Below are 12,780 nucleotides of genomic sequence, written 5' to 3'. Positions count from 1 at the left end.
GCCTCGAGCTCGTCGGGCGTGGCATAGATCACGGTCATGCCGAACTGGCGGTGCAGCCGCTTCAGCTCGGCGCGCGTCTCGTGCCGAAGCTTGGCGTCGAGATTGGTGAGCGGCTCATCGAGGAGAAGAATCTTTGGCCGGCGGATCAGGGAGCGGCCGAGCGCGACGCGCTGCTGCTCTCCGCCGGACAGGGTTGCCGGCTTGGCCTTCAGGCGGTGTGTCAGCTTCAGGATCTCGGCGGTCTCTTTCACCCGCTTGTCGATCTCGGCGCGCGCGACTTTCTCCTCGCGCAGCGGATAGGCGAGATTGTCGTAGACCGTGAGGTGGGGGTAAAGCGCGAAAGACTGGAAGACCATCGAGATGCCGCGGCCGGCGATCGGCGCATGGGTCATGTCGCGGCCGCCGATCTCAAGCGTGCCGGAGTCGGCCTGGACGAGGCCGGCGATAGTGCGCAGCGTCGTCGTCTTGCCAACCGAGCTCGGCCCGAAGAGTACGAAGAAGCGGCCTTCGTCGACGGCGAAGCTCAGGTCGTTGATGGCGCGCACGGATCCATAGGCTTTGCTGAGCCCATCGAGGCGCAGCGCAATCCCCTTGCCGGCACTGGCGCGAGGCGACGTCTGCGTCACGATGCGCCACCTCGTGCGGACGGAACACGCGCCATCCGTGTGATCCTCCTCGCCCTGCCGAAATGGACTGCGGCTGTCATTCCCGATCCGCCTTTTCTTTCCTAATCTGGTATTACCAATTTAAGATGCTCGTCAAGCGCTTTCTTAAAATTTGCCGTCACCAAAATAAGCTGAAAACGTCCGCTATATGTTGGTATTTCCTTCATTTTTGGCAATTCTCCACCTTCATCCCGTTCGCAAAACGCCAATCCCCAAAATCACTGAAATCGCCGACCTTCAAATCTGGTCGAACCAGATTCGCTCCGAGCTACCGCGGCGACCGCCCCGGATTGCCCTCGACGACCCCCCAATCCGGTCCGCGTCGGGAGAAGTCTCATATCCTGCATCCGCCTTCGTCCAGCCCTCCTCCATGCCCAACTCACGCCGCCACCACCCCTGGTCAGGATGGCGTCCGGAGTCGCGCCTGGCGCACCAGCGCTGAGGCCGCCCACCGGGCGACGGCCAGGGTCTTGCCGCTGTCCAGGCCCCAGATGTCCTTCAGCACAATCAGCAGTTCGACGCCGAAAATCAGCGACAGCGCCTGCGCCAGGCGCTCGAATTCGCGCGGCGGCAGCTCGCCCCTCAGTGGCGCGATCGCCTCCTTCAGCAAGTCGATGCGGTGGCCGCGGGTAAAAGCCGGCTCGCCACCCAGCGTCCCGGCCTGGCGCCTCGCCCACTGGTCGAGCGACAGCTTCAGGGCCGCCTTGAACGTCGCCTCGAAGGCCTCGATGCGCGGCATGGCGGTATCGAACAGATCGGCGACCCGGCGCTCGGCATCGGCCGAGGTCGATTGCCATGTGAGGATTGGGCCGAGCCCCTCGTCGACGACAGCCTTCACCAGCGCCGCCTGGCTCGGGAAATAGCGATAGGCGGTGGCGCGGGAGACTTCTGCCGCTTCGGCAACCTCGCTGACCGACGGCGTGACGCCCGCCTGCATCAGCCTTGTCGCCGTCTCCAGCATCAGCCGTTTCGTGCGCGCGCGCGGCCCACGCTCCAGCGCCTGGCCGCTTCCCCGCTCGGCGTCTTCGCCTGCTGTCAATTGTTGACGTGAGACATCCATGTCAATACGATACGCGCGTCTCAAAAATTTGCAATGACCTTCGCATCGTCGAGCGGCCTGGCAATGAGCGGTGGGGCGCAGCATTGCGCCTTCCTGGATTGGGGAACGCAATGAAGCGCATCTATGTAGTGGGGACCGCAGACACCAAGGGCGAGGAACTTGCCTTCCTCGCGGATGCGATCGCTGCCACGGGCGCCGTCGTTTCGCGCGTCGATGTCGGGACGCGCGACGCAACCATCGCCGTGGACATCACCGCGAAGGACATTGCCGGCCATCACCCCGGCGGTCGTGACGCCGTGCTCGGCGGCAACGACCGTGGCGCTGCGGTCGCCGCCATCGGCATCGCCTTCGCCCGCTTTGTCCAATCGCGAAACGACATCGCCGCCATGATCGGTATTGGCGGTGGCGGCGGCACCTCGATCATCACGTCCGGCATGCGCGCGCTGCCGCTCGGCCTGCCCAAGATCATGGTCTCGACGCTCGCCTCCGGCGACACCGCGCCCTATGTCGATGTCTCCGACATCGTCATGATGCCATCGGTGACCGACATGGCCGGGCTGAACCGGATTTCCCGTGTCGTCCTGCACAACGCCGCCCAGGCGATATCAGGCATGGCGGCAAGGCCGGCGCCGCCGGCCGATGGCAAACCGTCGATCGGCCTCACCATGTTCGGCGTCACCACGCCTTGCGTGACCGCCATCGCCGACCAGCTTCGCTCGACCTATGACTGCATGGTCTTCCACGCCACCGGCACCGGCGGCCGCAGCATGGAGAAGCTGGCCGACAGCGGCCTGCTGTCGGGGGTCATCGACATCACCACGACGGAGGTCTGCGACCTGCTGTTCGGCGGCGTGCTGCCGGCGACCGAGGATCGTTTCGGTGCGATCGCCCGCACCGGGCTGCCCTATGTCGGCTCGGTCGGCGCGCTCGACATGGTCAACTTCTGGGCGCCGTCGACCATCCCGGAACACTTTCGCGGACGGTTGGTGTACGAACACAATCCGAACGTCACCCTGATGCGCACCACGGCGCAGGAATGCCGCGCAATCGGCGAATGGATCGGCACCAGGCTCGCCCTCTGCGAGGGGCCGGTGCATGTCCTCATTCCGGAAAAGGGTGTCTCGGCGCTCGACATCGAAGGCGGTGCTTTCTTCGATCCAGAGGCCGACGCCGTTCTGTTCGAAGCCGTCGAGAGCACCATCCAGCCGAACGACATGCGCCGCGTCACGCGCTTGCCGCTGCACATCAACGATCCCGAATTCGCCAAGGCAGCGGTTGCGGCCTTTCTCGACATCGCCAGACAGTGAGATCCAAGACATGCCCGCCATACCGCGCAAGGACATACTGAAGAGATTCAGGGGAATGATCGACAAGGGCGTGCCGATCGTCGGCGGCGGCGCCGGCACCGGCCTGTCGGCCAAGGCCGAGGAGGCCGGCGGCATCGACCTCATCATCATCTACAATTCCGGCCGCTACCGCATGGCCGGGCGTGGCTCGGCCGCCGGCCTGCTCGCCTATGGCAATGCCAACGAGATCGTCAAGGAGATGGCCTATGAGGTGCTGCCGGTGGTCAAGAAGACGCCGGTGCTGGCCGGCGTCAACGGCACCGACCCGTTCGTCATCATGCCGCTGCTTCTCGCCGAGCTGAAGACGATGGGCTTTTCCGGCGTGCAGAACTTTCCCACCATCGGCTTGTTCGACGGTCAGATGCGGCAAAGCTTCGAGGAGACCGGCATGGGTTTTGGGCTCGAGGTCGAGATGATCGCCGAGGCGCATAAGCTCGACCTGCTGACCACGCCCTATGTCTTCAACCCCGATGAGGCCCGCGCCATGACAAAAGCCGGCGCCGACATCGTCGTCGCCCATATGGGGGTGACGACCGGCGGCTCGATCGGCGCCACCTCGGCCAAGTCGCTAGACGATTGCGTTGTCGAGATCGATGCCATCGCCAACGCGGCCCGTTCGGTGCGCAAGGAAATCATCCTGCTTTGCCATGGCGGGCCGATCTCGATGCCGGATGACGCGCGCTATATCCTCGACCGCTGCAAGGGCCTGCACGGCTTCTATGGCGCAAGCTCGATGGAACGGCTGCCGGCGGAAGCCGCGATCGCCAAACAGACGGCTGATTTCAAGGCCGTCTCGCTTCATGACCAGAAGAAAAAGAAGGGATGAGAGATGACCGACAAGAGCAAGATGTTTGTCTACCCCAAGGACGTCAGCGCCTTCGGCTTCGACTGGGGCAGGCTGGCGTTGACAGTGGCCCCTGAAGTGAATGGCGCAACGCGCTTTTCCGGCGGTGTCGTCGACCTGCCCTCCGGCAAGGGCCACACGCGCCACAACCATCCGGGCGCCGAGGAAATCATCTTCGTCATCTCGGGCAACGGCGAGCAGATGGTCGAGGACGAGAAGGGCAATCCGGTGGTCGAGAAGGTCGGCCCCGGCTGCACCATCTACGTGCCCGAAAGCCGCTTCCACTCGACGCTCAACACCGGCGATGGGCCAATGCAGCTTTTCGTCGTTTATTCACCAGCCGGGCCGGAACTGGTGCTGCGCGAGCTGCCGGATTTCAGGCTGCTGCCGGCGGGGCAGGACTAACGTCAGAGGCTGAAGCCAATCTTCATCGCACGAGCGACCCTTGCTAGGTTGTTGGCATCGCTTCCCGCAGCGAGCCTATTCCGCAGAGTGGGGACGTCGCGCTCAGATCGGAAGACATCCGGCGAAGGTAGGCGCGCGACCCAATAGGACATACAGTTTTCCGCTGCCTCTGGACCAAGCTGCCAGAATACAAATCGAACAGCATTTTGTGGGAACAGGAAACCTGGGACTTCAGAATGCGCGAGCTGTTCAGCCAGTTTGCGTGGAGCACCAAAACGCTCAAAGAATGGCAGGACAGTCGCCTGAATGTTGGCAACGATGGTCGGGATTTCAGCCTGACGAGTCAGCGGGTTTGCGATGTTCCATGTCTGCCAGTGATGCGGGGTTCGCAAATTGCCAAGCTGTCCGCCCGCGACCCAGTCGCTGGCATTGGCCGGCCAACCGTTGCGTTGATCCCATTCCCTTATTGCCTTGTTGTAGACCGACGCATGCACGACGAGCTCGACATACTCGCCGCCGACATTCAAATAGTGTGAATGAAAGGAAATTCTGAATGTCCAGTCGCCGGCGCGGCGACTTGCATGAGGACCGCTTTTTGCAAAGCGAAATCCAACAGATTCAAGCCGAGAAGAAATCTCGCAACACGCGTCGAGAAAGACTTGCCTTGGCGGTTCCTGATCCATCTTGGTGAATGCTCAGGCGATCAAACCAGCGTCTATGAGACCCCACCCCTGTTCCACCCTCGGCCACGATCGCCGAACATCACATAGCCGGTGTCCGTCACCGCCAGTGTATCCTCCAGCTTGATGAACCCCCGCGTCGGGTGAAGCATGGTCGTCTCGACCGACAGCACCATGTTCTTTTCCAGCGGCTTGGCCGCATAGGTGCCTTCATAGGTCACCGGATGATTGGTCATCAGGAACGGCGCTTCGTGCGTGATCAGGCCCATGCCGTGGGCGAAGAAATCCGTATAGGCCGCGACCTTCGAGGCCTTCAGCACACCCTCGGCGTGCGAAATCATGTCGCCGCCCAACGTGCCCGCCCTGACCTTGGAGAACGCCGCCTGCTGCACCGCCTCGACCTCGGCCAGCAGGTCTTCGAGTTCGGCATCCGGTTCGCCCAGAATGCCCATCCGGCAGAGGTCGCCGATATAGCCGTGATAGTTGCCGCCGGAATCGATCGACAGCACCTCGCCCTTCTTCCACGCCTGCGGTGAAGCGGCGCGGTTATGGCTGGAGCCCAGCGTCAGCAGGCAATATTCGAAATGCGCGCCGCGATTGGTCTCTTCGCGCCGAAGCTGCTCGATGATCTCGGTCTTGGTCGTGCCTTCGCCTGCCCAGGCGATTGTGGCCAGCATGGAATCGGTGATCAGTTCGGAAGCGGTGCGCAGCTTCTCCAGCTCTGCATCGGTCTTGATGGCGCGCATGCTCTCCAGCATGGCTGTCGCATCGATCAGCTTGGCGTCCGGCAATGCCTTGCGGATCAGCGTGTAGGCATCCGACGGCAGGAAGCTCGGCTCGATGCCGATGCGGGCGCCCGTTTTGCCGATCTTCCGCAGGTGCTCGACGGCGAGATTGGCAGCATCGAGCGTGCCCCAGCAGGCGGCGTGCAGGGTCGGTGTCCAGAATGGGTTGTTCTGGTGCTCGGCGCCTTCCATGCGGTTGCCGATATAGGCGGCATGGTCGGGTCCGCCCTTCTCATAGACGACGACAGGCAAATAGCGACTGTGGCCGATGGCATCCATGGCGGCGAAGAAGATGAACTTGTAGCCGCCCAGCAGATACTGCGTGTTGTGCTTGGAGGTCGCCAGCAGCACATCGATGCCAGCCTCCTCCATCAGCCGGTCGACCCTTGCCTGATCGAACGGGATATTGCTGACGGCACTCTTGCCCTGAGCAATGTTCATCTCTCTCTCCCTGAAATGCCCGGGATCGCCGGCCGTTTGCTCCCGATCCCTTGGCTGTGGATCAAATCTGCACCATTTCGCTCGCTCTGGTCTAGCCAGAAACACGCGAAATGGCCTGCTTCAATCTCACCATCACGTTATGTCAGCGCATTCAACAGAATCTGGCCCTACCAGATCGATCGGATTGAACCGCTTCCTCCAAACTGGTCCAGCGGACGAAAATTTCAAAGCCAAGCAAGGATGCGCCAATTCCGTCTCTGGCGAAACCCTCGGCAAGGCTCATAATCGCCACCGCAAGGATGCTGGCGGGCTCGCCGACGTTCGAGGGATTGGCGCACCCGGTTGGGTTGCGGAGAGGACGGAGTTCGATCATGTCAGGTTTCACGATTTCCAGACGCCAGATGCTTGCCAGCTCGGCAATGCTGCTGGCCTCCACCGCCATGCCGACATTCGGCTGGGCGCAGACGCCGAAGAAGGGTGGCCGCCTGGTGCTTGCCGCCGATTCCGAGCCGCGCAACCTCAACCCGGCGATCGTCGCCTCCAACGGCGTCTTTTTCATCTCCAGCAAGATCGTCGAAACGCTGGCTGAAGCCTCCTTCGACGGCAAGGACGGGCTTGCGCCGCGGCTGGCCTTGAGCTGGGAAGGCGCTTCCGACGGGCTCTCCGTCACGTTCAAACTGCGCGACGGCGTCAAATGGCATGACGGCAAGCCGTTCACCTCGGCCGATGTCGCCTTCTCGGCGTTGCAGGTGTGGAAGCCTCTGCAGAATCTCGGCCGCACCGTGTTCAAGGACCTCGCCGCCGTCGACACGCCGGATGATCTCACCGCCGTGTTCAAATTCGCCAAGCCGACCCCGTTCCAGCTGATCCGCAACGCGCTGCCGGCGCTGAGCAGCGTGGTGCCGAAGCACATCTACGAGGTGGGCAAGATCGAGGACAACCCGGCCAACAACGCGCCGATCGGCACCGGGCCGTTCAAGTTCGGCGAATACAAGGCTGGCCAGTACTACCGGCTGACGAAGAACACGGATTACTGGGGCAAGGACGAGCCCTACCTCGACGAGATCATCTATCAGGTGCTGCCCGACCGCACGTCGGCGGCAAGTGCACTGGAAGCCGAAGAGATCCAGCTCGCCGCCTTTTCCGCCGTGCCGCTGGCCGACCTCGACCGCATCTCCAAGGTGCCGGGCCTCAAGGTGATCTCCAAGGGCTATGAGGGGTTGACCTATCAGCTCGTCGTCGAGATCAACCATCGCCGCAAGGAGCTGGCCGACCTCAAGGTGCGCCAAGCGATCGCGCATGCCATCGACAAGGATTTCGTCGTCAAGACGGTGTTCCTCGGCTATGCCGCCACCGCCACCGGTCCGGTGCCCAAGAACGATCCGCAATTCTACACCGCCGACGTGCCGACCTATGCCTTCGACGTCGCCAAGGCCAACGCGCTGCTCGACGAGGCCGGCTACAGGCGAGGCGCCGACGGCAACCGCTTCTCGCTGAAGCTTTTGCCGGCGCCCTATTTCAACGAGACCAAGCAGTTCGGCGACTATCTGCGGCAGGCACTCGCCGCCATCGGCATCGATGCCCAGCTGGTCAACAACGACTCGGCAGCGCACATCAAGGCCGTCTACACCGACCACGCCTTCGACCTCGCGGTCGGCCCGCCGGTGTTCCGCGGCGACCCGGCGATCTCGACAACCATCCTGGTGCAGAGCGGCATTCCTGACAGCGTGCCGTTCTCCAACCAGGGTGGCTACAAGAACGACGCGCTCGATGCCCTCATCGCCAAGGCATCCGAGACGCTCGACACCGCTGCCCGCACCGACCTCTACAAGGAATTCCAGAAACAGGTGGCCGCCGACCTGCCGCTGATCAACGTCGCCGAATGGAGCTTCATCAGCGTCGCGCGCGACACCGTCGGCAACATTGCCAACAACCCGCGCTGGGCGGTGTCGAACTGGGCGGACACCTATTTGGTATCGTGACACATTTGCGCGGATGAATATTCGCGGCGAAATCGGTGTTGAAACACGGCCTAAGGCCGCGTTCCTTCACACCCCCCTCTGTCCTACCGGACATCTCCCCCGCAAGGGGGGAGATCGGCTGCTTCGCAGACGGCGGTTCTTTTTCTGCGTGACCACATCGGAGATTGGCGAAAGCAGAGGTGACATCCAATCTCCCCCCTTGTGGGGGAGATGTCCGGCAGGACAGAGGGGGGTGCCTTGACACCGCACTTCTCTCAATCGGCACGGCGTCATGTCATCCCCATGACCCGCGCCCTCATCCTCCTCCGGCGTCGCCTGGTCGGCAGCATCTTCGTGCTGCTGATCGTCGTTGTCGGCACCTTCCTGCTGCTCGAAGCAGCGCCCGGCGACGCGGTCGACGCCTACATCGTCTCGACCGGCGGCGACGCCGGCATGATCGAACTCCTGCGCCACCGCTGGGGCCTCGACCAGTCGGAGTGGACACGGCTGGCCAATTATCTCTGGGCGCTGCTGCATCTCGATCTCGGCCAGTCGGTGACGTTCTCCCGGCCGATCCGCGACGTGATCCTCGAGCGGCTGCCCACCACGCTGTTGCTGATGGTCAGCGCCACCGCACTCTCTTTCGGGCTGGGCTCGGCACTCGGCATCTACGCCGGCGCCAGACCGGGCAGTTTTCGCGACCGTTTGCTGTCGATCGGCTCGCTGGCGCTCTATGCCGTGCCGGGTTTCTGGCTCGGCCTGGTGCTGATCGTCGTCTTTGCCGTCGACCTGCGCTGGTTGCCGATCGGCGGCATCGAGACCCTGGCGTCCGACAAGACCGGCCTCGACCGCGCCGCCGACATCGCCATCCACCTCATCTTGCCGGTTTCGGCGCTGGGCTTCATCTATCTGGCGCTCTACCTGCGCATGATGCGTGCGGGCATGGCCGAAGTCTGGCGGCAGGATCTTGTGCTGGCCGCCCGCGCCAAGGGGCTGTCCCGCCGCCGCATCGTGCTCGCCCACGTCGCCCGCAACGCACACTTGCCACTGGTCACCATGCTCGGGCTGCAATCGGCGCAGATGCTCGGCGGCAGCGTGGTCATCGAGAGCGTCTTTTCCGTGCCCGGCCTCGGCCGGTTGGCGCAGGAAGCGGTGGCCGCGCGGGACACCCCGCTGCTGCTCGGGATTATTCTCACCAGCGCCGTCCTGGTCATCGTCATCAACCTGCTCGTCGACATCGCCTATGCCTTTCTCGATCCGCGCGTCGGCGCCGGCGAGGCCGGCGCATGAGACCGCTCCGCCGTTTTCTGCGCACGCCCGAGGCTGTTGCCGGCGCCATTCTCCTGGCGGCGCTGATTGCCATGGCGCTGTCGGCACCGCTGTTGTTCCCCGGCGACCCGCAAGCCATCGCCGGACCAGCGCTGCTGCCGCCATTTCAGGACTGGTCGCTGCCGCTCGGCACTGATCGCCTCGGTCGTGACGTGCTGGCCGAGCTGTTCCATGGCGCCCGCACCTCGCTGGCTGTCGGGCTGGCGGCAGCGGCGGCAGCGCTCGCCATCGGCTCCGTGGTTGGGACGCTGGCCGGCTTTGCCGGTGGCCTCGTCGACGAGGCGCTGATGCGCATCACCGACGCTTTCCAGACCGTGCCCAGCTTCCTGCTGGCGCTGGCCTTCGTCAGCGTCGTTGGACCGTCGCTCGGCATCGTTGTGATTGCCATCGCGCTCGGCACCTGGACCGGCCCGGCGCGTGTCGCCCGCGCCGAGGTCCTCTCCATTCGGGAGCGCGATTATGTTGCCGGTGCCAGGGTCATCGGCATGCATCCGCTGGCGATCGCCTTTCGCGAGGTGCTGCCAAACGCCTTGCCGCCGGTGCTGGCCATGTCCTCGGTGATCGTCGCCGCCGCGATCCTCACCGAGGCAGCCTTGTCTTTCCTTGGCCTGGGCGATCCCAACCGGGTGACCTGGGGCGGCATGATCGCCGAAGGCCGCGCCGTGCTGCGCACCGCGCCCTTCCTGTCGATCGTCCCGGGCATTGCGCTGGTGCTGACGGTACTGGGTGTCTATCTCGCCGGTGAAGGCATCGTCGAAACGACAGCCGTAAGAAGAGGCCTGTCGTGACCACACTGGCTTCGATCCGCGAGCTGACGGTGACCTACCGCCGCGATGGCAACGAGGTCGCGGCGTTGAAGACCATCAACCTCGACATCGTCGCTGGCGAACGCCTGGCCATCATTGGCGAAAGCGGTTCGGGCAAGAGCACGCTGGCATTGGCGATTGCCGGGCTCCTGCCGCGGTCTTCCCGGATTGAAGGCCGCATCGGCTGGCTCTTGCCATCGACGCCTTCCCCTGGTGCCAAGGCACCCCTCGGCGGCCGAGACATCGGCTTCGTCTTCCAGGATCCGTCCGCCAGCCTCGATCCCGTCATGACTGTCGGCAAGCAGATCGCGGAAGTGGCATACACCCATCTCGGCCTGACATGGCCGCAGGCGTACGCGAAGGCAAAGAACCTGCTTGAACGCGTCCGCCTGCCGGACCCGGACGCGGCCCTACAGGCCTTCCCGCATCAACTCTCCGGCGGCCAGAAGCAGCGAGTGGCGATCGCCGCCGCGATTGCGGCGGGTCCGAAATTGCTGATCGCCGACGAGGCGACCAGCGCGCTCGACACCATCGTGCAGGCCGAGATCGTCGCTTTGATCCGGCGGCTGGTGGCAGAGGACGGCATGACGCTGCTGTTCATCAGCCACGACATCGCGCTGGCGGCCGAGCTTGCCGAACGGATTGCCGTGTTCCGTCATGGTGAACTGCTCGAGCTAGGAATGACGGCACAGATCGTTGGTGCGCCAACCCAAGCCTATACGCGTACGCTGCTCGATGCCCATATCGGCCTCGACGCCGCGCCGCTGCTCAACCGAGCCGGGCTCGACGCATGAGCTTGCTTACTGTTTCCAACCTCACCAAGAGCTACCGTCGCGGCGGCAAGACCATCGCTGCCGTTGATGATGTCTCCTTTCATATCGACCCCGGCGAAACGCTGGCGCTGGCAGGACCGTCCGGCAGCGGCAAATCGACGATCGCGCGGCTGGTGCTGCGCCTGATCGAACCGGATGCAGGCCGTATCGAATTCGAAGGCAATGATTTCCTGGCTTTGAGTGGCGCAGCACTCCGGGCGCGCCGCGCCCGCCTGCAGATGGTGTTCCAGGACCCGCTTGCTGCCTTCAACCCGCGCGCGACGGTGGCGCGTGTGCTCGACGACCCCTTGCGTATCCATGGCATTGCCGCCCGCGCCGAGCGCCCGCGCCGCATCGCCGCCTTGCTGGAGCGCGTCGGGCTGACCGCTGATATCGCCCCGCGCGCCATCCATGAAATCTCCGGCGGCCAGCGGCAGCGCGTCGCCATCGCTCGCGCCATCGCGACTAAGCCGTCGCTGATCGTGCTGGACGAGGCAGTGTCGGCGCTCGATGTCTCGGTGCGTGGGAAGATCCTCGAATTGCTGCTCGACCTGCAACGCCAGGAACGGATCGCCTATGTCTTCATTTCACATGATCTCGGCGTCGTCCGGGCGATCGCCCACCGCGTTGTCCTCCTCGAAGCCGGCCAAATTGCTGAGAGCGGCGATGCCCGGACCGTCATCGACGCGCCGCAATCTGCCATCGGCAAGGCGCTGGTGGCAGCCGCGCCAAGATTGAACAGGATCCGACCATGACCCCGAACCGAAGGACCGCGCCAGCGAAAAGTGGGATCCGGTTTTCGGGACAAGATCATGGTCAAACAACAAACCAGGACCCAACATGACCGACCCCGAAGCCAGAGCCGAAAGACTGTCGCGCGAACTCGATTCCGCCTTTCGCAACCGTGCCGATCTCTATCGTCTGTTACTCGAAGAACTGACTGGAGAGCTCGGTGCGGAACGAGCCGAAGCGATCATGATCCGCGCCATCGAACAGCGCGGCAAGGAAGTGGCCGCAGCCGCCTTCGCCAGCTTCGGCGCCAACGACGCGCGCGCGATCGGAGAAGCCTTCCTGGCCATCAGCCCTGACGGCGGCCGCATGTATCCGACCGATGTCGAACGCAGCGATAAGCGCATTGCCTTCAAGGTCAAACGCTGCCCGCTGAAGGACGCCTGGGTCGAGGCGGGGCTCAGTGACGAAAAACTTGCCACGCTCTGCCGTATTGCGGGCGCCTTCGACCGCGGCCTGTTCGAGGCAACCGGCGTGCGTTTCGACAACGTCACCTGGACGCCGGGCCACGGCTCCGGCTGCTGCCACATCGCGCTGACCAACAGGGCCGGCGACCAGGAGGCAGACGATACTCGACGCGCCTCATCGAACTGAAGGACGTCGGCAACGCCGACGCTGTTCGAAAGAAGCCTGACAAGATCGGCCGGGATGAGCCTTCGTTCGATCAGTAGCCGACGGTGAAGCGCTCCCTGATGTGGGCCGGCTTCTCGATCTCGTCGACCATGACGATGGCGTAGTCCTCGAACGAAATGCTGCTGCCCTTGTCCGAAGCAAGAAGGGTGTCCCTGCCGAGACGGAATTGGCCGGTGCGCTCCCCAGGAATGAACATGGCGGACGGCGACAGGAACGTCCAGTCG

General features: G+C 63.8%; 14 protein-coding genes. 9 read left to right on the top strand and 5 right to left on the bottom strand.

Features of this window, described 5'->3' with window-relative positions; genetic code table 11:
• A partial coding sequence (locus tag AC1DZP_RS34840; RefSeq protein WP_477308743.1) for an ABC transporter ATP-binding protein occupies window positions 1–626 on the bottom strand: 626 nt, incomplete at its 3' end.
• 439 nt (window positions 627–1,065) lie between these two features.
• On the bottom strand, window positions 1,066–1,725 hold the full coding sequence (locus tag AC1DZP_RS34835; protein WP_477308745.1) for a TetR/AcrR family transcriptional regulator: 660 nt from the start codon (window positions 1,723–1,725) through the stop codon (window positions 1,066–1,068).
• Between the two features lie 110 nt (window positions 1,726–1,835).
• Here AC1DZP_RS34835 and AC1DZP_RS34830 point away from each other — a divergent pair, with 110 nt between their 5' ends.
• Genes AC1DZP_RS34830 through AC1DZP_RS34820 form a run of 3 tightly spaced genes read left to right on the top strand, consistent with a single transcriptional unit; the run spans window position 1,836 to window position 4,320 of the window.
• Window positions 1,836–3,032 (top strand): Tm-1-like ATP-binding domain-containing protein, encoded by a 1,197-nt coding sequence (locus AC1DZP_RS34830; RefSeq protein ID WP_477308741.1) that lies wholly within the window; start codon window positions 1,836–1,838, stop codon window positions 3,030–3,032.
• A gap of 10 nt (window positions 3,033–3,042) precedes the next feature.
• The gene (locus tag AC1DZP_RS34825) at window positions 3,043–3,897 is read left to right on the top strand and encodes a phosphoenolpyruvate hydrolase family protein (RefSeq protein ID WP_477308739.1); all 855 of its coding nucleotides are present in this window, start codon (window positions 3,043–3,045) and stop codon (window positions 3,895–3,897) included.
• A gap of 3 nt (window positions 3,898–3,900) precedes the next feature.
• Window positions 3,901–4,320, top strand: a complete 420-nt coding sequence (locus tag AC1DZP_RS34820) for a cupin domain-containing protein (protein ID WP_477308737.1) — start codon at window positions 3,901–3,903, stop codon at window positions 4,318–4,320.
• Window positions 4,321–4,322: 2 nt separating this feature from the next.
• Here the strand turns inward: AC1DZP_RS34820 and AC1DZP_RS34815 are convergent, their stop codons facing one another.
• Window positions 4,323–5,003 (bottom strand): hypothetical protein, encoded by a 681-nt coding sequence (locus tag AC1DZP_RS34815; RefSeq protein WP_477308735.1) that lies wholly within the window; start codon window positions 5,001–5,003, stop codon window positions 4,323–4,325.
• A 32-nt stretch (window positions 5,004–5,035) separates the two neighbouring features.
• Window positions 5,036–6,226 carry a M24 family metallopeptidase gene (locus AC1DZP_RS34810; RefSeq protein WP_477308733.1) on the bottom strand — a complete coding sequence of 397 codons (1,191 nt, stop codon included), beginning with the start codon at window positions 6,224–6,226 and terminating at the stop codon, window positions 5,036–5,038.
• Between the two features lie 371 nt (window positions 6,227–6,597).
• Between AC1DZP_RS34810 and AC1DZP_RS34805 the strand changes: the two genes are divergently transcribed.
• From AC1DZP_RS34805 to AC1DZP_RS34780, 6 genes are all read left to right on the top strand, one after another.
• Complete coding sequence (locus AC1DZP_RS34805) at window positions 6,598–8,208, top strand: ABC transporter substrate-binding protein (protein WP_477308731.1); 1,611 nt, start codon at window positions 6,598–6,600, stop codon at window positions 8,206–8,208.
• A gap of 282 nt (window positions 8,209–8,490) precedes the next feature.
• Window positions 8,491–9,477, top strand: coding sequence for an ABC transporter permease (locus AC1DZP_RS34800; protein WP_477308729.1), 987 nt, complete (start codon window positions 8,491–8,493; stop codon window positions 9,475–9,477).
• On the top strand, window positions 9,474–10,304 hold the full coding sequence (locus AC1DZP_RS34795; RefSeq protein WP_477308727.1) for an ABC transporter permease: 831 nt from the start codon (window positions 9,474–9,476) through the stop codon (window positions 10,302–10,304). Before AC1DZP_RS34800 ends, AC1DZP_RS34795 begins: the two co-directional genes overlap by 4 nt.
• A complete protein-coding gene (locus AC1DZP_RS34790; RefSeq protein ID WP_477308725.1) occupies window positions 10,301–11,116 on the top strand; it encodes an ABC transporter ATP-binding protein in 816 nt (271 codons plus the stop codon). The genes AC1DZP_RS34795 and AC1DZP_RS34790 overlap by 4 nt, the downstream gene beginning before the upstream one ends.
• Entirely contained in the window at window positions 11,113–11,889 is a 777-nt protein-coding gene (locus tag AC1DZP_RS34785) for an ABC transporter ATP-binding protein (RefSeq protein WP_477308723.1), read from the top strand. The genes AC1DZP_RS34790 and AC1DZP_RS34785 overlap by 4 nt, the downstream gene beginning before the upstream one ends.
• 85 nt (window positions 11,890–11,974) lie before the next feature.
• A complete protein-coding gene (locus AC1DZP_RS34780) occupies window positions 11,975–12,517 on the top strand; it encodes an L-2-amino-thiazoline-4-carboxylic acid hydrolase (RefSeq protein WP_477308721.1) in 543 nt (180 codons plus the stop codon).
• Between the two features lie 70 nt (window positions 12,518–12,587).
• On the opposite strand, the gene AC1DZP_RS34775 is transcribed toward AC1DZP_RS34780, so the two are convergent.
• A partial coding sequence (locus AC1DZP_RS34775) for an NAD(P)-dependent oxidoreductase (protein ID WP_477308719.1) occupies window positions 12,588–12,780 on the bottom strand: 193 nt, incomplete at its 5' end.

The organism is Mesorhizobium sp. P2_F8 (genome assembly GCF_056403655.1).
Note: the sequence above shows the minus strand (reverse complement) of the source record. Positions and strands in the feature narration are given on the sequence as shown.